This window comes from Sellimonas intestinalis (genome assembly GCF_001280875.1).
Classification (GTDB): domain Bacteria; phylum Bacillota; class Clostridia; order Lachnospirales; family Lachnospiraceae; genus Sellimonas; species Sellimonas intestinalis.
In genome coordinates this window covers 383,879-407,721 of sequence record NZ_LGAJ01000003.1, presented here as the reverse complement: position 1 = coordinate 407,721, position 23,843 = coordinate 383,879, and the positions used below count along the sequence as shown (strand labels likewise).

Here is a 23,843-nt window from a genome sequence, read left to right as displayed (position 1 = left end):
TTATGCTCCGATTGCTGCTGCGGTATGTGCAATGTAAAGCTGCTGGATCGCGTTAATTGCTCCAAGGCCGCTGATCTGCGTATCAACTGTTTCAAATTTTCCGGAATTTTCAAACATGCTTTTCCAGGAATCTTCCTCGTTTCCTGCCATATCGTTATTGGCATGATCTCCGGCCACTACCATCAGCGGACGAAGAACAACATTTTTATAGCCTTCCTGCTCTAAACTGCTCATCACTGCCTCGCAGGATGTCTCTTCTGGTTTTCCTTCTACGGTACCGACCAATACATTATCATATCCAAGCACTGTCATCTGCGTCTGCATCTGGCTATAGGATACCTTTGCGGTATGGGATGTTCCGTGTCCCAGAAATACAAACGCTGTTCCGGCTTCTTTTGCCGCATCCAGACTGTCAAATCCGGCCTCGCTCACAGCCACAGAAGTCACGGCCTCCGCTACCGCTTTCTTATCGCTGTTGATTGTCGTGGCATCAGAGCCTACCTCACCGAGAAGCGGCTCTGCAATCCTGACGGACGTAAACTGATCCCGATATTCTTCCACCGCACTTACGAGCTCATCGTATTCTGCCCCGTGCATCAGATGGGTCGGCTGTACAACCAGCTCCTTCACACCGTTATCCACTGCACGCTGCAATGCCTGCTGCATATTGTCGATTTTCTCTCCGTCACGTGCCTGAACATGGTTGATAATGATCTGTGCGGTAAACGCCCTTCTTACCGACCATTCAGGATAAGCTTCCTGAAGAGCATCTTCGATTCCCTTGATATCCTCCACACGGCTGTCGTTGAAAGATGTACCGAAGCTGACTACGAGCAGCTCCTTTTCCCCGATGCCATCTGCATTTCTCGGATCATCTTTGGATGCGTCCCCGGTATCTCTGCCAAAATAGTCTGGATCTGCATTCTCACCAGATACCAGCTCTTTCTGAGCGTCTGTCAGTGCATCCCAGGCTTCCCTTGCCTCTTCACACTGGACGTCCGTCTCATCTGTTCTCTCCTGAACATAGATTGTATCGATCAGATCCGCCACATGGTCTGCCGCCTCCTGATCCGACGTCCCCTCCGTCTTCTCTTCCTTTGTCTCCGTCTTGGATACCGGCTCATCTGATCCTAAACCGGAGCATCCCGAAATCAGCGAACATGCCAGAACTGCGGAGCAAAACATTGCTGCAACTTTTCTCTTCTTCATTTTTCGTATCCTCCTTTTTTTCTTCCAGATTCTGTGAATGAATAAAAAGTGATACGAAAAAGAAAACCCAACGCATATGGATGCAGTTGGATTGTCGAAATATAATTCGGTACAATCAAACCTCGTGATCTGGAATTCTACATTCCCGTACCACAGCTCTGGCAGGTCTCCTGGCTCACAGTCATTGCATATTGCAGCCTTCCCGATTTCACAGTGACATTTTTGCAATACGCTCCTGCATACAGTGACGAGATCGCACAGGCCTCTCACCTGTTTCCCTATTATCCGCAGCCTATCCTGCGGCACCATCTGTTTTATTCTGTTTTCAGTCAAATCTGTTCTGATTTAGTATAGCATGAAACGAATAGGTCATCAACCCCGTTTTCCTACCCGTGTTATCTTACTCTGTATGCCTGAATTTCACCAATAGCTGAATGATATTTATAACTCTTTGTGAATCATCAGGAAACCACCGCCATTGCAACCGTTCCCGCTGTGAGCAGCAGTAATCCGGCTAGGGCTTTGCCTGTTAATTTTTCTCCAAACACAAAATAGGAAAAGACTACCGTAACCAGAACACTCAGCTTATCAATGGGAGCAACCACACTTGCAGGTCCCTCCTGCAATGCTCGGTAATAACAGAGCCATGAGACTCCTGTAGCAATCCCAGAAAGACAGATAAATACCAGTTCTTTCCTGTCAATCTTCTTTATGTCTTTTTCTTTTCCTGTAATAAAAACCATTCCCCATGCCATAATCAGCACCACAGCGGTACGAATTGCTGTTCCCAGGTTAGACTCTACTCCGGAAATCCCTATTTTCCCAAGAATAGCGGTCAAACTGGCAAAAAAAGCGGAGCCTGCCGCATAAAGCATCCAGCCGCTCTTCCCATCTGCTTTCTGGTCCTTAACGTCTTTTTTCTCGATCATCAGGAAAATTCCTGCCGCAATCAGAAATACAGCCACCATTTTCCGCAGACTGATCCCTTCCCCAAGAAAAAGCAAAGCCAGAAGGATGGTCAATACAGTACTTAATTTATCAATAGGGACAACTTTGTTAATATCCCCTGTTTGTAATGCCCGAAAATAGCACAACCATGAAGCCCCGGTTGCGGCTCCGGATAAAACCAAAAACAGTAAGGTTACGCCACTGATCGCAGCAATCTGCGATCCCGATCCCACAATCCAGACAATCAACCAGGAAAATAGCAGGATTACCATCGTCCGCAGGGACGTGGCCACCGTAGAATCTGTCTTTCGAATCCCGCATTTTGCAAGAATCGACGTAATTCCCGCAAAAAAAGCAGAACCTGCCGCATATAATATCCACATCTTTCATTCCTTCTTTCTACTGAATCTCGATCTGATATTCCTTTGTTGTCTATTTAGCTATACATTTCCCGCGAATATTTCAGGGGCAGGTGTGACTCATATGAGTGAGTCACACCTGCCCCTGTTTAAGTCTGCCTGCTTTCCGGCAGCACCTCGTTTTTCTGATCCGTAAACTTACATTCCTGCCTGAGCAGCCACCTCTGCCGCAAAATCGTCAACTTTCTTTTCGATTCCTTCACCTGTCTCGAAACGTACAAATTTCTTAACAGTAACTTCTGCGTTGTTCTCTTTTGCAACTTTTTCTACATATTTTCCAACAGTCAGATCGCTGTCCTGAACATATACCTGATCTAACAGGCAATACTCTTTCAGCTCTTTGTTCAGACGTCCAACGATCATCTTTTCGATAATATTGTCCGGTTTATTCGGATTTTCTTTCTTTGCCTGTGCAAGAAGAATTTCTTTTTCGTGATCCATGAATTCCTGAGATACTTCATCACGGGATACATATTTCGGGGACATCGCTGCCACCTGCATTGCTACGTTCTTTAAACATGTTCTGATCTCATCGTTTACTACATTTGTATCAGCTTCTACAAGAACACCAATTCTTCCGCCGCCATGAATGTATGCAACCACACAACCTTCGGATGTGATTTTCTCAAATCTCCGGATATTCAGTTTCTCACCGATCACAGAGATCTTCTCTGTCAGAGCATCCTGAACTGTCTTGGATGGATCCGCATTCCATGCCTCAGCCATAAATGCATCCATATCAGCAGCACTTGTTCCCAGAGCCTGCTCTACAACAGCGTCAACAAATCCCTGGAACTCTGCGTTCTTAGCAACAAAGTCTGTCTCAGAATTTACCTCTACGATTGCAGCAACTTTGTCTTCCTTTACAGATGCCTTAACCAGACCTTCTGCCGCAATTCTTCCGGCTTTCTTCTCAGCTTTTGCCTGACCGTTCTTTCTTAAAAATTCAACGGCTGCATCCATATCACCGTTTGTTTCACTAAGAGCTTTTTTACAGTCCATCATTCCTGCGCCTGTCATTTCTCTTAATTCTTTTACCATGCTTGCTGTAACTGCCATTTTGCTTTCCTCCTGAATCATTGTAAGAAATGGATTATTCTTCTACCGTTTCTACTGCTTCTTCTACTGCCTCTGCGTCTTCGCCTTCAAATACTTCCTCGCCGGTAGCGCCCTGATTTGCTTCTACCACAGCATCTGCCATCTTAGAAACAATCAGTTTAACAGCTCTGATCGCGTCGTCATTTCCCGGGATTACATAATCAAGCTCTTCCGGATCACAGTTTGTATCAGCAATACCGATCAGCGGGATTCCCAGTGTGTGAGCTTCCTGAACACAGATTCTTTCTTTCTTCGGATCTACTACAAAAATAGCATCCGGCAGCCTCTTCATATCTTTGATACCGCCAAGGTTCTTTTCCAGTTTTTCCCATTCTTTCTTTAATGCGATGACTTCTTTCTTCGGAAGAACGTCAAATGTTCCATCCTCTGCCATTGCTTCGATCTCTTTTAAGCGGTTGATTCTGCTCTGAATCGTCTTGAAGTTTGTCAGCATACCGCCAAGCCATCTCTCGTTTACATAGAACATTCCACAACGTTCCGCCTCGGTCTTGATAGCATCCTGAGCCTGTTTCTTTGTTCCGACGAACAGGATGGTGCCGCCTTCTGCCGCAATGTCAGATACTGCCTGGTAAGCTTCATCTACTTTTCCAACAGACTTCTGTAAATCGATGATATAGATTCCGTTTCTTTCTGTGTAGATGTACTCTGCCATCTTAGGATTCCATCTTCTTGTCTGATGTCCAAAGTGAACACCTGCTTCCAAAAGTTGTTTCATTGAAATAACGCTCATGTTTTTTCCTCCATTTGTTTGTGGTTTTACTTCCGCATGTTTCTGCCTCCCGGAACCGGATGAAACCTGGCACCGCCGGAAGTAACCGCATGCGTGTTTTTTTGCAACATTCGTAGTATAACATAGAAAAAACGGCTATGCAAGCCGTTTTTTCATCAAACTCAATATTTGAGTAACGATTCAGCCACAAGAACAGATTTAACTATGAAGCTACAGCTCTGATCTGTATGGATGAATTGTTGAATATTGTAACTTTCTTTTACCAGTATCTTCTGTACCACGGTGTACCGCAGGAATAAACACTTGAAATCTTAACAACGTCTCCCGGCTGAGGAGCATGAATCATCTGTCCGCCTCCGATATAGATACCAACATGTCCAGGATAGCACACTACATCTCCCGGCTGCGGACTGGATACTGCCCTGCCGCCTGCTCCTAACGCGGAAGAAGTCCTATCCACGCTGATTCCCGCAACGCTGTGACAATATTTTACAAGTCCGGAACAATCAAGCCCTACACCTGGTGTGTTTCCTGCCCATACATACGGTGTACCAAGACAGCTTCTTGCCGCGCTGACGATCCTGCTCGCCGCACTGGTATTTCCTGTACTTGTGGAAGTATTCGAGCCGGAACCTGTGCTCGGCTTAGATGCGCTTGGCTTGGATGTACTTGGCTTCTCAGCAGTATCGTTCTTATTCGTATTCGATGTTCCACCGCCTGACGGCCGATTGGTAGTATTACCGGAAGCCGTATTCCCACTCGTCTGATTGCCGGACGTACTTCCCTGACCGGATGTCGTATTAGAATTCGACGCGCTCTCCTTGGATGCCGCTTCTTCCTCAGCCTTTCTCTGAGCCTCTTCGGCAGCCTTTCTTCTTGCCTCTTCTTCCGCCGCAGCCTGTGCGATCGCTGCCTGAAGCTCCTGGTCAAGGTTTGCAACCTCTGCCTGCTTCTGCGTCAGCGTCTCACTCAGCGCTTCCTTCTGACTTTCAAAGGAAGCCTGCATCTTCTCAAGCTTCTCCAGATCTTTTTCCAGCGACTCTTTCAAACTGGCAATCTGCTCTTTTGTCTCTACATATTCTTCTAATTTTTCTCTGTCATAGTTATGTACCGTCTCGATATAGTCTGCCTGATTCAGAAAATCAGCGATACTATTCGATGTAAACAGGTCTTCCAAAGCCTTGGTGTCCCCCTGCTCGTACATATATTTAATCCGGACTTTCATCGATTCATACTGCTGTTCCTGCTTCTTTTCCGCCTCGGCAAGATCTTCCTTTGCTTTCTGAATCTCTTCACCTTTGGTGATCAGCTTTTCTTCTGTCTCGGAAATTTTGGAAACCATCGTCTGTAACTGTGCCTGTACAGACTGTACTTCTTTTTCTTTCTGTTCTTTCTCAGCTTGAATTTCATCAGTATTCGGTGCCGCATAAACCGGAGTCGCAAGCATTGAAGCAGCCATCAACGCTACCACCAGTCTCTTCCCAAATTTGTTCATTCTATTCTCTCCTGTCTAAAACTGCATGTCCGAACTCTTTCGGTCCTTCTTTTTTATACTACATGGTCTAGTATATCTTATTCTTTTTTATTTTGCAATGATTTTTAATAGTTTTGTAACATTTTTTTAGAATTCTCTAAATTCCGGATAAGGACAAAGAAAACGGAAGCCGTAAACGCACAGATTACAGTAACCATTCCCATCCGAAGCGGGGTATGGAAAATCCATCCATATCCGTTCCCCTCCGTCAAAAGGACGGAACCTAGATTAGCTGAGGCGTGAAGAATGATCGGCGCTTTGATGCTTTCAAAACTTTCGTATACATAGGACAGAAGAAGTCCGAATACAAGGGCATACAGAAACTGTACGATGTTTCCGTGGATAATCGCAAAGATCACAGCCGAAAAGAGGATCGCTTTCTTTGCCGGCATCAGATCCCGCAGTCTCCTGAAAATCACACCCCGGTACAGACATTCTTCCAGAACCGGTACAATCACTCCCAATCCGATGATCTCTATGATCACCGGAGCAGCATAAAGTCCCGCGGACGTCGTTTGGTAGGAAACGCTGATACTGCCAAGATTACTCAGAATAAGAATATTGTTCAGTGCAATCCCTGCTGTCACCCCAAGCAGTACCGTATACACATAACTGACCGCAGGAGCTTTCCATGGCGTCTTATGTTCCTCCGGTTCAACAAACATCTTCCGGTATCTTTCGTCTTTCCGCATCATATAAATATAGAACGGAAGTGCAAGCAACGCTGACGCTGATGTGATCTCTGTGGAATGACCCAGGATAAAAGTCATTGTCTCTTCCATAAATGTCTGAAGTGCGCTCTGGCTTTCATACGCCTGCATCAGCTCCTGACCGTGGGCGGTCAAATATGCCGCGACAACCACCATATCCACCAGAAAGCTGATGCCCCAGTAGATCAAAATCGGAACAATAATTCCCACAATCGGATTTCCCGGTCTTCTGTTTGACTGATTATTGAACATTGATTATCTCCTCAAAATATGCTTTGATTGTCTTTTCTTCTCCAGTTAAGGATCCCTGGATCATGGCAGGCTTACCGCCTCCCCGTCCATGGAATCTCACATTGAGCTTCTTCCCCAGTTCCCGGATGTCCCGATCCCGGCTCCCGATCACATACTGGTACTGCTCTCCCCGTTTCAGAAATACCCCGCAAATCGGAACCCCCCGTTCCAGTACCTTGTTCATCAGATCCCGCATCCCGTTCTGATTCAGGTTCGTCTCAAATAGACACTGATACCTGGAGTCCTCTGGAATCTGCTGGACTTTCAGTTCATTCATCCTTTTCTGAAGCTCGATGATCTGACACTTTCTGTCTTCATTCTCCTCCATCAGCCTTCTTACTGCTTCCGGAAGCTCATCCTCCTTTGCAGAAAGCATGGCCGAAATCTCTTTCATATCCCGTTCCCGTTTCTCATGATCTAAAAGTGCCCGGTCGCCGCTCACCATCGTCACACGGACGCCGCCCTTATAATTCATCATGGCAATCACCTTGATCTGTCCGATCTCTCCTGTGCTCCCCACATGGGTCGCACAGCAGGCACAGCGGTCATACCCAGGAACCCAGACGATCCGCACCTGACCATCGATCTCGATCTTACTGCGGTATTCCATCTTCTGTAATTCTTCCTCAGGCGGGTACAGAATGTGAACAGGAAGATCCTCGTAAACCGCCCGGTTGGCCTCCTGCTCGATCTCTTCCATCTCTTCTCTCGTGATCGGACCGTTAAAATCCATGGTACAGATATCGTCTCCCAGATGAAATCCGACGTTCTGATAGCCGAAACGGCCATGAACCAGACCAGAGAGAATATGCTCCGCCGTATGTTGCTGCATCCTGGAGAAACGGACCTTCCAGTCAATCTCTCCCTCGACTGTATCTCCCTCCTGAAGTGGTCCCTCAGTATAGTGTAGGACCTCTCCATCTCTTTCCTTGGTATCTCTCACACGGACGCCGCCAAGCGTTCCAATATCACCATACTGGCCGCCTCCCTCCGGGAAGAAAGCCGTGCGGTCCAGTATGACCTCATACCCTTCCTGCCCGGGCACCTCCGTACAAGAACGCACTGTCCCGGTAAAAGTCTTTGTATAGACGTCCTGATTATATAATCGTTCTGTCATGTTTCATTACATCCTTTCCGGCGCTTCAAAACCAAGCAGGCCAATAGAAGTCATAAGAATGTCTTTTACAAGATCCAGAAGAGCAAGATAACCTTGCTGTTTCTCCTTATCTTCTTCTCCAAGAATCCGGTTCTCGTGATAGAAACGGTTGAAGCTGTTGGCCAAATCAAAGATATATCCGCAGATCTTGTGTGGAGCCAGCTCTTCGTAAGCCTGTTCCATTACCGCGGTAAATTTTGCTGCTTCCAACATCAGTCCCCGCTCAGATTCTGAATGTGGCTCACTGATTCTGCATTCTGCCATGTCTCCGCCATTTTCTTTATATTTATTGAGAATGGATTTGATCCGCACAATCGTATAAAGGATATATGGACCAGTATTTCCCTCAAAGGAAGCGAATTTGTCCAGGTCAAAAACATAATCCTTGGCTGCCTGATTGGATAGGTCTCCATATTTTAGTGCCGCAAGACCTACCATTTGCGCCGTCTTCTCGGCTTCCTCCGGTGCAACGGTTCGGTTTTCCGCGATCTTTTTATACATTTCCTCATTAATTCCATGAATCAGATCAGACAGACGCATCACCCCACCGGCTCTTGTCTTAAACGGCTTTCCGTCCTTTCCATTCATCGTTCCAAATCCGATAAATGTCAACTTCGTATCTTCCGGAACAATTCCCGTTTTCTTTGCACATCGGAATACTTGTACGAAATGCAGCTCCTGACGTTTATCTGTCATATAAATGACCTCATCTGGATGATAAAGCTTTTCTCTCTCTACCAGAGTTGCAAGATCTGTTGTATCATAAAGTGCCGCTCCATCTGACTTCAGGATCATGCAAGGAGGAATCTCTTTTGTATCCGTCTCCTCTTTGACGTCCACAACCAGAGCGCCCTGATCCAGATAAGCAAATCCCTTTTCTTTCATCATCTTTACCATATCCGGAATATATGGCTGTGCATCCGCTTCCCCTTTCCAGAGATCAAACGTTACATTCAGATTCTCATAGTTACGTTTCAGATCGGCGATAGATACACGCATAATATGCTTCCAAAGGGCACGATAGCCTTTTCTGCCATTTTGTAATTCAAAAGTCGCCGCAAGCGCTTCTTCCTTATAATCCTCATGCTCCTTTGCATATGCGCTCGCATATGGATAGATCTCCTCCAGATCATTAATTGTAAACGGAGCTTCTTCTGGATACTCTCCTTCATACTGCTCATCAAAGTAAACAAGTTCTGGATTACGCTTGCGAAGCTCTGTGATAACAAGACCCATCTGATAGCCCCAGTCCCCCAGATGCACATCCCCAATCACCTCGTGTCCTTTAAAACGAAGAATCCGTTTTAAACATTCACCGATGATTGCCGAGCGTAAATGGCCTACATGAAGCGGCTTTGCTACATTGGCCCCACCATAATCTAAAATAATACATCTTTTCTGAGAATCATGCTCTACACCGAGTTGATTTGCCTCTCTCATTTCCTGAGTATAAGATCCCAGGAACTCTTTTTTTACTTTCATATTGATAAATCCCGGATTTACTGCCTGCACATCTTCAAGGGCTTCACTTCCTTCTAAATGAACTGCCACATCGCCTGCAATGATCATCGGAGCCTTATGATAGGTCTTCGCCGCCGCCATCGCTCCATTGCACTGATATTCGCATAAATCCGGACGATTGGAAACAGTCACCTTTGCAAAGTTCGGGTCATATCCTGCTTTTTCAAATGCTGCTTTCATTTCTTCTTCCAGAAAATCTACCAGTTTTTTCATCTCATTTGTCCTTCTTTCATCTAAATAAAATTACATATATTTCTTATTCTAGCATACGAGAGAAAGGCCAACAACTATATTTTTATGGTCTTGCGCTTTTTTTATTTTTCATATATAATAATAGAAATTATTACTGTTTCGAGAGGATTGATTATGACAAAAGAAAAAAGGACCGCTCCGCTGCTTGGCTCCCATGTAGGAATGAGCGGAAAAGATATGCTTCTTGGCTCTGCCAGGGAGGCAGTCTCCTACCATGCTGAGACTTTTATGTTTTATACCGGAGCACCGCAAAACACGCGCCGGAAGGAAATCAGTGAACTCCGGATTCCGGAAGCATGGGACTATATGAATACCCATCACATTTCACAGATCGTCGTCCACGCACCTTATATTATTAATCTGGGAAATTCGGTAAAGACAGAGACCTTTGATCTGGCCGTCCGGTTTCTTGCCTTGGAAATTGAGCGGACCGCTGCCTGTAACAGCAGCACCCTCATTCTTCATCCGGGCGCCCATGTGGGAGCTGGCACAGATGCCGGGATTTCCCAGATCATCAAAGGGTTAAATGAAGTTCTGACTCAAGATACCCCTTGCCATATCGCTCTGGAGACGATGGCCGGGAAAGGTTCGGAACTTGGCAGCTCTTTTGAGGAGCTGGCGAGGATTTATGATGGCGTCACCTGCAATGACAAGCTCCGGGTCTGCTTTGATACTTGTCATACCCATGACAGCGGTTACCCTGTACGAGACGACTTTGACGGTGTCATAGAGGAGTTTGACCGGATTCTTGGAAAAGACCAGATCGCTGTCTTTCACATCAACGACAGCAAAAATCCACAGGGAGCCAAAAAGGACCGACATGCCAATATTGGGCAGGGTGAGATCGGCTTTGACGCTCTGGCATACATCGTCCATCATCCGGATTTTATGGAAATCCCGAAAATTCTGGAAACTCCTTATCTGCCATCTGTGGATGACCCTAAAAAGACGCTTCCGCCGTACCGGCATGAGATCGAAATGCTGCGGAAATATAGAGAAAAAACAGTTCTGTAAAACAAAAACCTGCCGGAATTTCCGACAGGTTTTCTACACACCTAGGCGGATTCGAACCGCCGCACCCGCCTCCGGAGGGCGGTGCTCTATCCCCTGAGCTATAGGTGTATCCTACGTCTTGTGAACGCGTAAATTATAATACCATATCTTTCTGAAATTGTAAAGAGAAAAAAATCGACAATTTTCCGGATATTTTTCAGTTTATCATTGAAATTTTATCTCTGATTCAGTATGATAGATGATAAATAAAATCTTGTAAGGAAGGATTTATCATGCAGCTTCTTAAAGAACGTATTTTAAAAGACGGGGTTGTCAAGCCGGGAAATGTATTGAAAGTTGACAGTTTCCTCAATCACCAAATGGACATTGACTTAATAAATGAAATCGGAAAGGAATTCCGCAGACGGTTTCCTTCTGAAAAGATTACGAAGATATTGACGATTGAAGCTTCCGGAATCGGGATTGCCTGCATTGCGGCACAGTATTTTCATGTTCCGGTTGTATTTGCGAAGAAAGCACAGAGCATCAATATCGACGGAGAGGTCTATCACTCTAAAGTAGAGTCTTTCACACACAAACGTACATACGATGTGATTCTCTCCAAAAAGTTTCTGGGGCCGGAAGATCACGTTCTCATTATCGATGATTTCCTTGCCAATGGCTGTGCCCTTATGGGACTGATCTCCATCGTCAAAGATGCGGGCGCTACGATCGAGGGCGCCGGGATTGTCATTGAGAAAGGGTTCCAGCAAGGCGGCGATCAGATCCGCAAGCTTGGCGTACATCTGGAGTCTCTGGCAATCATCTCTTCCATGACCGATACGTCACTGACATTTAAAGAATAGACGAAAGGGCCGGACTCCGGCCCTTTTTGCTTCGATATCTTTTCTGTTACTGTCTATTTACTCCTGCTTCCATCAGCACCCTGACTTGTCCACCGCACACAAGGCCTTCCTCTGCCGCGTCCCGGTTGTTCAAATCAGAAGATTCTATCCGGATCCTTTCTCCGTGGGTTATCATTTCCATCGCTGCCTGCACGATGTCTGCTTCCAATTTGCCTCCGCCGATCGTTCCAAAACACTGTCCGGATTCTCCCACGATGAAATGGGTGCCTTCCTTTCTTGGCGCCGAGCCCTGTCTCTCCAAAATTGTGGCAAGAACAAATCTCTCTCCCTCTTTCAGACACGTAAGCGCCTGACGAAACACCTCGTACCCGGCACGGAGGGGATTTCCTACCCTGCTTCTCTCGGAAAGAATCTGCGCCAGCACAGCAACTGCTATTTCCTCCGGCGTCTGGGCGCCAATAGAAAGTCCGATCGGTGCGTGAAGCCGGTTGATCCATTCTGCGCTCACTCCTGCCAAACGAAGTTCCTCCCGCATCATGGCAGACCTCGTCTTGCTTCCCATCATGCCGACATAGTAGGATTCTTTCTTTGCGATCTCCAGCAGACATTTCTCATCGTAAGCATGGCCTCTTGTCATAACGACATAGGCCGTATTCGCCTCCTCAGTCAGATCCCGAATCGCCTTGTCAAAGGGGCGGCAGATGATCTCCTGAGCGCCGGTCTCTTTGGCACGGTCGGCAAAGTCCTTCCGATCCTCCAGAAGAATCGTATGGATCCCCGCAAAAACAGAAAGCTTTGCAAGGGCGGATCCGACATAGCCTGCTCCGCAGATCACCATCCGATCTTCCTTTCCCACTGTCTCCAAAAACAACATCTCTCCCGATCCTCTTTTTCGCAACGCGGTCCCCCTCGCCCATGCCTCTTTTGCAAGATCACAGATTTCTTCTTTCATTCTCTGATCATCAGAACCTACAATCGAATCCTTGCCTTCTTCCTGCTCCCAAATCCAAGTTCGGATCTGTTGTTTCCTATCAAGCAGACGGACAATCAGCCCGCCCTCCTTTTCATATAATGCCTTCATCCGGCATAAAAACGCTCTGTCTGTCATCGCTTCGCTCCCATACAAATGCAGGAACACCCTGCTGCCCTATTAACAGAAATTCTTTTCGGTATCGTGCAAAAAAGCACCGTCCCTCTCCCATCGCAAACCCACTTACAAGTGCGACCTTTTTCGCCTGACAGTTCTGGAAAATCCCATCTCTTTTGCAAAACAATACCACAAGATCAAACATATCCACCAGATCTTCCTGATTTTTTCCCAGACTGCCCGCACAAATCTGTGGGCGGTGCGCCACTTCTGAAAAAGGATGCCCTACTGCTTTTTGGTTCAGGATACCCACTACCGTCTCCGCAAAGTCCGGAACGACCGGTTCGTTTGCTCCTGGTCTCTTGATCCATTTCCCTTTGGCCCCATCCGCCTCCACAAAAAGCCGGATCCCGGCTTCAGCCAACCGGGCGAGTATCTGCTCCGGGACGGGGCCAATCTTCCCATTTCCGAAATCTGTTCCGATGGTAAGAGGAAGTGTCCCGCAGCCCCTGATCTTTTTCCGGATCTCGTCGACAGAATCTCCTGCTTTCCATTCCACAAATCCTTTCTTAGGCTTCCACATCTTCGTCGTCGTTACAGCCGCCGCCAGAAGTCCTTTCTGGAGGCTTTCCCCGACGCAGGTGTAGACTGCCGTCGTCTTGCCTCCGGCTCCGACAAACGCTGTACAGCGATTCTCCTCCAGACCTAATTCTCCAAGCATCTTCTCTCCCATTCTTCCAGAGCCCTGCACACACTGCCTCCGATGGCAAGCGCCTTATCGGAGATCAGGAAACAGCGTGCGTTGCTGTCTGTCCTCGGCTCAATATCCATAATCTTTAATCCTGTCGTGACCGGATAGCCTTCCCGGATGGCTCCCCGCAGCAATCCCGTCAGGGTCGCACATACTGTCTGTCCGTCGATCACCGCCAAAGGTTCCCCCTTTTTTACCAGATCGCCCACCTGTCTCAGATATCGAATCTCGCCGGAACACGGCGCATAAATCACCCTTTCTGAGGCATAACCGTCAATAACACCCGGTACTCCCGTATTCGGCAGCGCAGTTCCGCTTTGATAAACCCTTGCAAGGCTCTCTCCCCGCATCGTTTCAATAACCAGATCCGTATCCACTCCAGCCGTAAATCCAGGTCCCAGCCCGATCGTAAGCGGAGCCATATCAATACGAGTACCCAGATTTTTCTTGGCCAGAATCCCGTCTACCAGCGCCAATGGCTGAAGCCAGGAAAGACAGGTACAGCCCGGATCTACGAGCACAGGTATCTCCCCACGTTCCCAGGCACGAATCGTCTTTTCTCGGTTTGTCACCTTTCTTGCAGTGATTCCTTCTACCTCACAGCGGCCTTCATAGACGGCCTCGCAAAACGCCACCTGACGGCGAATACAGGCTGGATGCTCTGTCTCCAGCACAAGAACACGATAACCCCGTTTCGCCAGAAGATAGGACGTCCCTGTGGCAAGATCTCCTCCGCCCCGCACAATCACAGTCCGTTTCTCGTCCATATCCCAGACTTCCTCTTTTTCCGCCTTCTGTCGATAGACGTCCTCCGGATGCCGGCACAGCACCTTTTTTCCACCAACGTCTCCGGAAAGACTGCGAAGCTCTGGAAAATACTGTTCTCCAAAAACGCATGGATTCTTCGGACCGCCCCGGTCAATACATCCAATGCCTTTCCCACTTTTCAGATAGCCTTCCAGCATGTTCTCCAGTGTACCCTGTTTTAAAAAAGGTTGATCACACACACAGAAACAGACTGCATCCCCTGGCATCCAGTGGGGACTGTTCTGAACCACGTCCAGTGCCAACTGTATCGAGTGGGAAATCCCCCTCTTTGGATCCCCATTGACCACACAGATCTCCGGTCCATCCGTGCACAGCTTGGCAAGTTCCCTGGAAACGACCAGCACGGTGCATCCTTTCCAAGGTGCGGAAATTCTCTGTATTTTCTCGAGCAGGATGGTAAGGAGGCTTTTTCCTCCCACCTGCTCTGACAGTTTGTCCTCACTGCCATAGCGCAGACTTTGCCCTGCGGCAAGAATCGCAACATGTATCCTCATCATTTCGTATGTTTCATTCCCATATAGACTTTTTCGGCTGTAATCGGAAGCTCGCGGATATGAACTCCGGTTGCGTTTGCTACCGCAGCCGCAAGAGCCGGTGACGGTGTATTGATGACAATCTCTCCGATGGACTTCGCGCCAAACGGCCCGGTCGGTTCATAGCTGCTTTCAAATTCCACCCTGATTTCTCCGGTATCCTGTCTGGTCGGAATCTTGTACTGCATAAACGAATTACTGAAATTCCTTCCCTGTTCATTGTAGACAATATCCTCATAGAGCGCCATTCCGATTCCTTGGACGATTCCCCCCTCGGTCTGGACTCTCGCCAGACTTGGATTGACGACTGTTCCACAGTCCACGACAGCCACGTAATCGATCGGAGTCACTTTTCCGGTCTCCACATCGACTTCTACTTCCGCCATGCCAACCATAAACGGTGGCGGAGACGTCGGAGAATAATGCGCCTCCGAAGCCATCAGCGCCTCCTCATTCGCACACATCACCCGGTTTCCGATATCTTTTAACGAGATCTCCTTTCCATCCTTCGGGCACCAGACGCGCTTACCATCAAACTCTACATCCTCTGTCCGGCATCCGAGATACTCGGCCCCTTTCAAAAGGATCTTTTCTTTCAATTTTTCACAGGTCTTTACAACGGCCATACCTGTCACATAAGTCGTACTGGAAGCATAGGATCCGGTGTCATATGGAGAGGTATCTGTGTCTACACCGGATACGATAATATCCTCCATCTCACAGTCCATGCAGTCTGCTGCCATCTGCGCCAAAATCGTATCACATCCGGTTCCCATGTCCGAGGCTCCGATCATCAGACTGTAGAATCCATCATCATTCACCTTCATCGCCACAGACGCTGTATCCACACCGGAAATTCCGGACCCCTGCATTGCCATGGCAACGCCGATGCCATGCACTTTGCCGTTTCCCATATCTTTTGCCGGATATTTTTCATCCCATCCGATCATTTCCTTCGCACGCTGCATACAGCGATCCAGGGCACAACTCTTGACCGTCTCTCCATAATATGCAGGCATGATCTGGCCTTCTTTTACCATGTTGAGTTCCCGTAAACGTACCGGATCCATCTTCATCTGCTCCGCCAGCTCATTAACAGCGGACTCTACCGCAAAAATCCCCTGGGTCGCTCCGTAGCCACGGTAAGCTCCGGCTGACATCACGTTCGTATAAACCACATCGTACTGAAAACGGAAAGCGTCTGTCTTTCCATAAAGCGGGATGGACTTGTGTCCGGAAAGTCCTACGGTTGTCGGGCCATGTTCTCCGAAAGCTCCTGTATTAGAAAGTGTGTAAACGTCAATCGCCCGAATCCGACCGGCCTCATCTGCCCCTGCCCGCACATGGACTTCCATCTCATGGCGCGGAGAGGAAGCAATCTGTGACTCCTCTCTTGTGTAGATAATCTTAGATGGCCTCCCGGTCTTCCAGGTCACAAACGCCGGGTAGACCTCAGACACTATCGTCTGTTTCGCCCCGAATCCTCCTCCAATCCGTGGCTTTATAACACGAATCTTTGATTTTGGAATTCCAAGGGCATGGGAAAGAATCCGTCTGGCATGAAATGTCACCTGGGTGGACGAAACAACATTGAGCCGTCCATAGACATCCATATAACAATAGGTACGAAAGGTCTCCATCATTGTCTGCTGATTGGCCTTCGTATGGTAAGTCTGATCTACCACATACCGGCACTCAGAAAGTACCTGATCAACATCGCCGTTCTCTTCTTTTCCGCTGGCACATAAGTTCCTCTTATTATCCGCCCCCACATTGCAGAGACTTCGCCAGCTTTCCTCCGGATGAACAAGGATCGCATTGTCTTTTGCCTTTCTGAAATCCAGAAGAGGCTTCAATACTTCGTATTCCACTTTTATCATTTTCATCGCCCGATCCACTGCTTCCGCCGTCTCTCCCGCAACAATCGCCACAGCATCCCCAATGAATCGAACTCTCTGATCCAGAATCAGTCTGTCATAAGGACTTGGCTCCGGATACGTCTGTCCTGCCATCGTGAATCGCTCCTTCGGACAGTCCTCATATGTGTAGATCGCTACGATCCCCGGTACTTTCCTTGCTCTGGAGCTGTCGATATTACGAATCAGGGCGTGGGCGTGAGGACTTCTCAGTACTTTGACGATGAGGCAGTCCTTCGGCGCCAGATCATCAGTATAGACCGGTTTCCCCGTCACCAGCGCCTTGGCATCAATCTTTGGTATCGCCTGATTTACCTTTTTCATACGTCTATCCTCTTCTTTCTCTCAGATACTTTTCCACTGCCCGGAGTTGTCCGGCATATCCCGTACACCGACAGAGATTTCCTGCCAGGTACTCCCGGATCTCTTCCCGGTTTGGTGTCTTGCCGTCCGTACAGAGCTCCCGCTCCATGGCCAGCACATTCATAATAAATCCAGGAGAACAGTACCCACACTGCTCTGCTCCTTCTGCCGCCAGATAAGCCCCAAATCTTGCCGCTTCCTCCTGAACACCTTCAAGTGTCGTGATCTTGCAGCCTGCCGCTCTTGCCGCCAGGATGGAGCAGGACAGCCTCGGTGTCCCGTCCACCCAGACGGTGCAAAGCCCGCAGTTTGTCGTCTCACATCCACATTTCACACTGTAGCATCCGAGGCTTCTCAGTATATCGAAGAGCACGGCTCCCGGTTCTATTTCTGTACAAACTGGTTTCCCATTTAATTCAAACTGTACTTCCATCTACACATTCCCCTCTTCCAATGCTTTTTTTGCACGGCACAGCAAAACCTCAGCCAGGTGCTTCCGGTACTCTCTGCTGCCCCGCATATTGCTTCCATAGTCGAAGGCGTCTGCTATATGCTCCATTTCATCTAGTGTCGTCTCTGTCACCGTTGCCCGCATCGGTCTCGCTCCGATGGACACCAGTACAATCCCCTCATAACAGGACGCCGCACAGGTCAGCACCGGGAAGTCCGTCTGACTTCTGCGCTCCGACAGATAGACGGCACGTCTTCCGTCCTTTGCCACAATGATCTCTTCCAGAATATCTCTGTCCCGGTCCATCGTGATAAATTCAGAGAGCGGAATGATCCCCTTTTTGTACAACTTCACCTTGGTATCAAACACAAGAAACGCGGTCAGAATATCGGAAAATCCGTATCTTCCGAAAATACTGCCTCCTACCGTGGCTCCATTTCGGAACTGCACTCCCACAATATGTCTCGTACATTCTTTCCAAACCGATCCGAATGACTTTGCAAGTCCCGGATGGGTTTCCAACTGGCGCAAGGTACACATACTGCCGATGTGAAAGTCTGTGTCCGTCTCTGTGATCTCTCCAGATAAAAGCCCGGAGAGGTCGATGGCCGTAAGGATATTCCCCTTGCCCATACGAAGCCACATCATTCCCCCTATAATCCGGTTGGCCCGTTTCTGATTCAGCTCGTAAGCCGCCTCCAGCGTATCAGGCTTTATATAGTTTTTCACTGTTATCAAAATGTTTCTCCTCCCGTCCTCTGAAAGTATCCATAGTTCTTTTTATTTTAACATAATCGTACTTTAATATCTACATACAAAGCTCCTTTTTCCTGCAATTATAGTAATATACAGTGTCGGAGAGGAACTCTTCTTTTGTCAGTTCTGTCCTGTTAATACTAAATACTGCTTCCTTCAGCTCGGAAAGCCCTGGATTTTTGCTCTCCGGTACCAAAAGTACTTCATGGATACTGCTTGGGAGAATATAAAAATTTTCCTTCCACTCCTCTCCGATCATCTCAAGCAGTCCTGGATACAGCAAGACTGCCGCCCCATAATTTCTCTGCATGTTTGTCAGCACATACATAAGCCCATGAAGCAGTTCACTCCTTCCGTATCCCGGAAACATTTCCAAAACCAAATTCTGAACATCCGCAATCTCCGCCGGAAGCAAACGCGGCGTGTTCCACCTGGCAGCCTGAATGATCTCTTCCTTTGCAATCCCCCAGAGTGATAAATGTCCGTTTGTAATCAGCATTGAGATAGCGCTGTACTTTTGCACGGAAAACTGCACATAAAATACGACGCTCAAATCCAGATATGGCAGATGCGGCACCTGGGTCAAAATCTTCCGATTTCTCTCTGTGTTGATAATCCGATAGACGATCTTTTTCCTTATCCTCTCAAAGTCTCTCAGATGCTCTGCCTCCATCACCGGATCAGGAATCTGACGGGCGTGTTCATACCAGTTGATTAAACTGTCTATTACCCGTTCCATTTCCATCCCGTGAAAATAACGTTCGTAGTACTCTTCCATATAGATAACCGGGGAAATTCCCTCCTTCTCTGTCTGAAATACAAAGCCCTGCCGCTCTTCTCCATTGTTCTTGAGCGTCCTGTAATCCTCCACACGGACTTGACCATGTAATTCCTCTTTCAATCTTTCTTTGACATTTGCTAAAAATACCTGATACTCCATCGAAACTCCTTTCGAGCCCGCGAAGTTTTCCATGATCTGATAAAGTTCTGATAAAAATGAGTTTATGAATTGTATTTTGATTGGTATTAGGTACATTATACGTGCCAAACAGGCGCAATGCAACTGTTTTCGACAAAAATACAGGACACAGGTTAAATTTCTGTGTCCTGTAAGTCTTCTGATTCTAATAGATCGTCACCTTATACTCTGGATAAGTACTCTCCTGTACGTGTGTCAATCTTTAATACATCACCTTCGTTTACAAACAACGGTACCATAACGGTAGCTCCCGTCTCAACGGTGGCCGGCTTTGTAGCGCCTGTTGCTGTATCACCCTTTACTCCTGGCTCAGTCTCTGTTACAACGAGCTCTGCGAATAACGGCGGCTCTACCGCAAATACTTCTCCTTGGTAGGAGCAGACCTTCACTTCTTCGTTTTCTTTGACGAACTTCAGCGCATCCCCAATTGTCTCCTCGTTAAGTGCAATCTGATCATATGTCTCGCCGTCCATGAAATGGTACAGATCTCCATCGGAATACAGATACTGCATGGACTTTCTTTCAATATGTGCTTTCGGAAATTTCTCGGTTGGTCGGAATGTCTTTTCAACCACACCGCCGCTGATTACATTTTTTAATTTTGTTCTGACGAACGCTGCTCCTTTTCCTGGTTTTACATGCTGGAATTCCAGAATCTGGTAAACGTTTCCGTCAATCTCGACGGTTAAGCCGTTTCTAAATTCGCCTGCTGAAATCATCTTTAAATCCTCCTTAAACGAATACAACCGTATTCTTTTCTAAATTCTTATCTTTCATTATGTCTTATTTTATATGATTCCTGCCCTTTTTTCAACTGTAAGTTACGAAAAATACTGTCATCTTACAAATTTCTCTGTACTAAATAGAGCTAACCATGAAGTTTCCCCAGGATCTCATACAGCTCTTCCACTGAAATCTGACCTGGCGCAGACGCCTTATCATAAGCTCCAAATGTCACACAGGAACCAAAAAGCTCTCCGCCCAGCCGACTTAATGCTCCCTTCTTCCCCATGGAAATCGAAATCACCGGAGTATCCGGATGCCGGATTTTCATCTCCCAAGTCACTTTTAAAAGCTCCACCACGTCTTCGTCACACTTTGGCATTACCGCAAGCTTTATAAGATCCGCCCCTGCCTGCTGCATGGAGCATAATCTCTGTATCATCTCTTTTCCGTCCGGCGTCTTTTCAAAATCATGACTTGAGAGTACCGTCTGCACTCCCTTTACTTTTGCCGACCGAAGTAGTCCGTCACGAACACTTTTCCCTTTGAGATACTCAATATCGACCAAATCGATATAGCCGGAGGCGATCAATGCCTCATTCATCTCACAATAGAGTTTTGGGGAAACAGCCATGTTTCCACCCTCCTCCTTCGTGCGAATAGTAAAAAGCAGAGGCATCTCTCCCAAAATGTCCCGCAACGCTCTTGCTGTCTTTAAGGTTTTCTCCACACATTCTGCCTCCGGGTCTGTATCAATACGCCACTCCACGAGATCGGCATGGGTTTTCTTTACCTTGTCTGCTGCCGCAAGCACCCCTGTTGCATCCCCCATCAGAGGAACACAGATTTTCGGTATTCCTTCTCCGATCACAAGATTTCTGACTGTGACTGTTTTCATGTCTGTCCGATTTCCTTTCTTACCAGAGTCTCTCAAAATCGAGCCTTGTAAACACACAACTCCCATACTGACCGTCCCGGATACAGATCAGATCCAAACCGTTTTTCTGGAAAGAACTGACCACGCGATCCATCTGATCCAGATCCTCCTCAAACAAGATGACGACACTGTACCGCCCGCTGTTTTTGCGGATCTTTTCAATCACTTTCTCAATGGCACATTCCTTCTGAAAGAAAATAAGCACCAGTTCCGGCTCTCTATCTATTTTATCCAGACACTGTATCTTTGTGATCTGATATCTATTCTTCAACTGTTTTTCTATAAACTCCAGTAGTTCCATTTTCTTCTGCCCTCTTTTGTTACATTTTCTTCTCATTATACCCCCCCCCCCCGAAAATTTTCGTCAAGCAATTTTCAGGGACGGTTTTCCAATGAGCTTCCCCGGGGCAGGTTTTTATACAAGTTTCTTTTTCTTCTTCAGATAAAAATGAAGTACGATTTTCTCCAGATATCGCTTCAGAACAATCTGGATTTCCTCTTTCGGATGAATCGGCCGGACGAGGATATTGTGGATACCTGACCGCTTTGCCCCCCATACATCCGTAAATAACTGATCACCCACGAACAGTGTCGTATTCCGGTCCGTCCCCATAAGCTGCATGGCTCTGCGGTAATTCTTTCCGGCCGGTTTGTGTGCATTAAAAATGTAAGGTACACCGATTTCTTCATTGAACATCTTTACACGCAGCTCCTGATTGTTGGAAAGAAGACAGCACGAATATCCCAGCTCTTTCAGATCGCGAAAGAGCTGCTTTGCCCTCTCGTCTGCTGGGGCCCCGTGGGGAACGAGGGTATTGTCAATATCGAAAATGATTCCTCTGTATCCCTCCTCGTACAATCTGTCAAAAGGAATCGCATAGGTTGACGATATATACTCATCCGGGAAAAAGCGCTCTAGCATGTTCTCTCCTCCGCCCTCTTAATCAACGCATTTACCTCTTCTTTCTCCGGCATAGAACGAATTGCGCCTTTTCTCGTCGTTATGAGTGCCGCAGCTGCATTGGCAAAGGTCAGCATCTCTTTTAAATTTTCATCCGTGAGATGTTTGATCCCATGCTCCGAAAGATAATTTAACACACTCCCGCAGAACGTATCTCCTGCTCCCGTCGTCTCAATCGTCTCGCAGGAAAAGCCTTTGCAGTCCACTCTTCTGCCTTGATAGTATGCACGGCTTCCCTCTGATCCCAGAGTTAAAAGCACAAGCGGAATCGGATACTGGCTTGTCAGCCATTGAATTCCCTCATCATAGTCCTCCTTTCCAGAGAGGAACTGGATCTCATTGTCGGAAATCTTTAAGATATCACAGTATCCGAGTCCGTAATGGATCTGCTCCTTCGCACTCTCCAGACTGTTCCAGAGCGGCGGACGTAAGTTCGGATCAAAAGAGATCAGCACCCCTGCTTCCTTTGCCGCTTGTAATGCCTTTTTCGTTGCCTTGCGAACTCCCTCATGTGTCATAGAAAGCGTGCCGAAATGAAAGATTTTCGCTTTTTTTAGGAAATCTGGTTCCACTTCCTCTTCCGTCAGCATCATGTCAGCTCCTGGATTACGGTAGAAAGAAAAATCGCGGTCTCCATTTTCCAGTGTATGGACAAAAGCCAATGTCGTATGAATGTCCGGATCCAGATACAGATACTCTGTACAGATCCCTGCATTTTCCAGTGTTTGCTTCAAAAGCAGTCCAAACTGGTCCTGTCCCACTTTTCCGATAAATGCCGTCTTCTTTCCAAGTTTATTGAGCATGGCAAGAACGTTGCATGGTGCCCCGCCGGGACACGCCTCAAACACCTGATTCCCCTGACTGCTCGTTCCGTTCATTGTAAAGTCAATCAGTAATTCACCTAATGCAATCACGTCAAATTCTGTTTTCATATCTATCGATCTCCTTCGTCCACTTGTGGTTCCTTTTTCGCCTTTCTTTATCATAACCAGTTTACCGCATTTTTTCAAGCATTTTCCCGACATCAGCCTGAAACTGTGTCCATTTTTCCGGGTAGTCCACGAAATATTTCGGGCAGATTTTTCCTGTGACGTCATAGTGTCGAATCAGATCGTTTTCCGTCAGGTTGAATTTCAGGCACAACCATGCTGAAAGCCTCACCATGGAATCATATGTTTTCTGATTGAAAGATCCCGATTCATCTGGGTGGCAGCACTCAATAGATACAGTATCTCCATTCCGGTTATTGGAAGCATAGGCTACTTCCCAAGTAGGGATACACTGAACAATCTCCCCGTCCAGCCCGACAATAAAATGGCTGCTCGCTTTCGTCAAGTGGGTGTCTTTGAGTCCCTCAAAGTAATCCCGGTTCTGCTTAGCTGTGGCGCCTGGATTAGCCGTATAGTGAAGTACAATATTACGGATCCGGGATGTCCCCGTCTCCGGACGGGAGTAAGAATTCGGTGTCAGAAGATCCACTGTCATATCCGGCCGAAAGGCGTCCACCGCCTCCCCCTCCATCTCCCGGTATCCATCAAAAAACGGGCCCGCCCCCGCAAGCTTCATTCCACCCAGTACAAATACCAGGATCATCAGAACTAAGAGACCTGCTTTCATCAGTCCTCCTCTTCCATTTCCTCTTCTTCTCTGTCTTGTCTTTCGCACGTCATTATTCCCTTTCTCGTCTTGTAGCTTCCTTCTATTATAATCAAAAAAACGGGTCTGTTTTTTAAAAAAACTTCCCAAATTTCTTAAACTTTTCTTATCCAGAGTGAGGAACAAAGCGGACAAGTCCTCCTCCAACTCTCTA

Annotated in this window: 23 protein-coding genes, 1 tRNA gene and 1 riboswitch; of the genes, 2 read left to right on the top strand and 22 right to left on the bottom strand. The window is 47.3% G+C overall.

All coding sequences use genetic code 11. The features are described from left to right. From AOA56_RS02865 to argS, 8 genes are all read right to left on the bottom strand, one after another. Positions 1 to 1,209 carry a sirohydrochlorin cobaltochelatase gene (locus AOA56_RS02865; RefSeq protein ID WP_024732729.1) on the bottom strand — a complete coding sequence of 403 codons (1,209 nt, stop codon included), beginning with the start codon at positions 1,207 to 1,209 and terminating at the stop codon, positions 1 to 3. A gap of 144 nt (positions 1,210 to 1,353) precedes the next feature. Then, positions 1,354 to 1,534, bottom strand: a riboswitch (cobalamin riboswitch). Positions 1,535 to 1,670: 136 nt separating this feature from the next. After that, positions 1,671 to 2,540 (bottom strand): EamA family transporter, encoded by an 870-nt coding sequence (locus AOA56_RS02860; protein ID WP_024732730.1) that lies wholly within the window; start codon positions 2,538 to 2,540, stop codon positions 1,671 to 1,673. Positions 2,541 to 2,714: 174 nt separating this feature from the next. Further along, positions 2,715 to 3,635, bottom strand: a complete 921-nt coding sequence (gene tsf / locus AOA56_RS02855; RefSeq protein ID WP_024732731.1) for a translation elongation factor Ts — start codon at positions 3,633 to 3,635, stop codon at positions 2,715 to 2,717. A 34-nt stretch (positions 3,636 to 3,669) separates the two neighbouring features. Further along, positions 3,670 to 4,425 (bottom strand): 30S ribosomal protein S2, encoded by a 756-nt coding sequence (gene rpsB / locus AOA56_RS02850; RefSeq protein WP_024732732.1) that lies wholly within the window; start codon positions 4,423 to 4,425, stop codon positions 3,670 to 3,672. A gap of 259 nt (positions 4,426 to 4,684) precedes the next feature. Next, on the bottom strand, positions 4,685 to 5,920 hold the full coding sequence (locus AOA56_RS02845; RefSeq protein WP_024732733.1) for a C40 family peptidase: 1,236 nt from the start codon (positions 5,918 to 5,920) through the stop codon (positions 4,685 to 4,687). Between the two features lie 104 nt (positions 5,921 to 6,024). Then, positions 6,025 to 6,921, bottom strand: coding sequence for a CPBP family intramembrane glutamic endopeptidase (locus AOA56_RS02840; protein ID WP_048621940.1), 897 nt, complete (start codon positions 6,919 to 6,921; stop codon positions 6,025 to 6,027). Continuing rightward, on the bottom strand, positions 6,911 to 8,077 hold the full coding sequence (locus tag AOA56_RS02835; protein WP_053768899.1) for a serine-tRNA(Ala) deacylase AlaX: 1,167 nt from the start codon (positions 8,075 to 8,077) through the stop codon (positions 6,911 to 6,913). The genes AOA56_RS02840 and AOA56_RS02835 overlap by 11 nt, the downstream gene beginning before the upstream one ends. 6 nt (positions 8,078 to 8,083) lie before the next feature. Further along, positions 8,084 to 9,850, bottom strand: coding sequence for an arginine--tRNA ligase (argS, locus tag AOA56_RS02830; RefSeq protein WP_048621942.1), 1,767 nt, complete (start codon positions 9,848 to 9,850; stop codon positions 8,084 to 8,086). A 153-nt stretch (positions 9,851 to 10,003) separates the two neighbouring features. On the opposite strand from argS, the gene AOA56_RS02825 reads away from it, so the two are divergent. After that, positions 10,004 to 10,903: a deoxyribonuclease IV gene (locus AOA56_RS02825; protein WP_053768898.1), complete on the top strand. Its 900-nt coding sequence runs from the start codon at positions 10,004 to 10,006 to the stop codon at positions 10,901 to 10,903. 36 nt (positions 10,904 to 10,939) lie between these two features. Here AOA56_RS02825 and AOA56_RS02820 read toward each other — a convergent pair. Further along, positions 10,940 to 11,011 (bottom strand) — tRNA-Arg (locus AOA56_RS02820). A gap of 164 nt (positions 11,012 to 11,175) precedes the next feature. On the opposite strand from AOA56_RS02820, the gene AOA56_RS02815 reads away from it, so the two are divergent. Next, positions 11,176 to 11,748 carry a xanthine phosphoribosyltransferase gene (locus AOA56_RS02815; protein WP_024732736.1) on the top strand — a complete coding sequence of 191 codons (573 nt, stop codon included), beginning with the start codon at positions 11,176 to 11,178 and terminating at the stop codon, positions 11,746 to 11,748. Positions 11,749 to 11,794: 46 nt separating this feature from the next. Here AOA56_RS02815 and AOA56_RS02810 read toward each other — a convergent pair whose 3' ends face one another. The 13 genes from AOA56_RS02810 to AOA56_RS02750 form a co-directional block, all read right to left on the bottom strand. Beyond that, positions 11,795 to 12,856 carry an XdhC family protein gene (locus AOA56_RS02810; RefSeq protein WP_053768897.1) on the bottom strand — a complete coding sequence of 354 codons (1,062 nt, stop codon included), beginning with the start codon at positions 12,854 to 12,856 and terminating at the stop codon, positions 11,795 to 11,797. Beyond that, positions 12,813 to 13,556 (bottom strand): selenium cofactor biosynthesis protein YqeC, encoded by a 744-nt coding sequence (gene yqeC, locus AOA56_RS02805; RefSeq protein ID WP_162224686.1) that lies wholly within the window; start codon positions 13,554 to 13,556, stop codon positions 12,813 to 12,815. The genes AOA56_RS02810 and yqeC overlap by 44 nt, the downstream gene beginning before the upstream one ends. After that, positions 13,541 to 14,911, bottom strand: a complete 1,371-nt coding sequence (gene yqeB / locus AOA56_RS16585) for a selenium-dependent molybdenum cofactor biosynthesis protein YqeB (RefSeq protein WP_082349830.1) — start codon at positions 14,909 to 14,911, stop codon at positions 13,541 to 13,543. The genes yqeC and yqeB overlap by 16 nt, the downstream gene beginning before the upstream one ends. Beyond that, positions 14,908 to 17,187 (bottom strand): xanthine dehydrogenase family protein molybdopterin-binding subunit, encoded by a 2,280-nt coding sequence (locus tag AOA56_RS02795; protein WP_053768895.1) that lies wholly within the window; start codon positions 17,185 to 17,187, stop codon positions 14,908 to 14,910. Before AOA56_RS02795 ends, yqeB begins: the two co-directional genes overlap by 4 nt. Positions 17,188 to 17,191: 4 nt before the next feature. Next, complete coding sequence (locus AOA56_RS02790; protein ID WP_024732741.1) at positions 17,192 to 17,659, bottom strand: (2Fe-2S)-binding protein; 468 nt, start codon at positions 17,657 to 17,659, stop codon at positions 17,192 to 17,194. Continuing rightward, positions 17,660 to 18,415, bottom strand: a complete 756-nt coding sequence (locus tag AOA56_RS02785) for an FAD binding domain-containing protein (protein ID WP_024732742.1) — start codon at positions 18,413 to 18,415, stop codon at positions 17,660 to 17,662. Positions 18,416 to 18,485: 70 nt separating this feature from the next. Continuing rightward, on the bottom strand, positions 18,486 to 19,373 hold the full coding sequence (locus AOA56_RS02780; protein ID WP_053768894.1) for a DUF5688 family protein: 888 nt from the start codon (positions 19,371 to 19,373) through the stop codon (positions 18,486 to 18,488). 200 nt (positions 19,374 to 19,573) lie between these two features. Then, positions 19,574 to 20,131, bottom strand: coding sequence for an elongation factor P (efp, locus tag AOA56_RS02775; protein ID WP_024732744.1), 558 nt, complete (start codon positions 20,129 to 20,131; stop codon positions 19,574 to 19,576). 149 nt (positions 20,132 to 20,280) lie between these two features. After that, complete coding sequence (gene aroD / locus AOA56_RS02770; protein WP_024732745.1) at positions 20,281 to 21,033, bottom strand: type I 3-dehydroquinate dehydratase; 753 nt, start codon at positions 21,031 to 21,033, stop codon at positions 20,281 to 20,283. 19 nt (positions 21,034 to 21,052) lie between these two features. Then, on the bottom strand, positions 21,053 to 21,409 hold the full coding sequence (locus AOA56_RS02765; protein WP_024732746.1) for a hypothetical protein: 357 nt from the start codon (positions 21,407 to 21,409) through the stop codon (positions 21,053 to 21,055). Positions 21,410 to 21,487: 78 nt separating this feature from the next. After that, positions 21,488 to 21,994 carry a YqeG family HAD IIIA-type phosphatase gene (locus tag AOA56_RS02760; protein WP_053768893.1) on the bottom strand — a complete coding sequence of 169 codons (507 nt, stop codon included), beginning with the start codon at positions 21,992 to 21,994 and terminating at the stop codon, positions 21,488 to 21,490. Next, positions 21,988 to 22,965 (bottom strand): carbohydrate kinase family protein, encoded by a 978-nt coding sequence (locus AOA56_RS02755; protein WP_053768892.1) that lies wholly within the window; start codon positions 22,963 to 22,965, stop codon positions 21,988 to 21,990. Before AOA56_RS02755 ends, AOA56_RS02760 begins: the two co-directional genes overlap by 7 nt. 61 nt (positions 22,966 to 23,026) lie before the next feature. Next, on the bottom strand, positions 23,027 to 23,650 hold the full coding sequence (locus AOA56_RS02750) for a peptidoglycan recognition protein family protein (RefSeq protein ID WP_051411890.1): 624 nt from the start codon (positions 23,648 to 23,650) through the stop codon (positions 23,027 to 23,029). Positions 23,651 to 23,843: the final 193 nt, after the last annotated feature.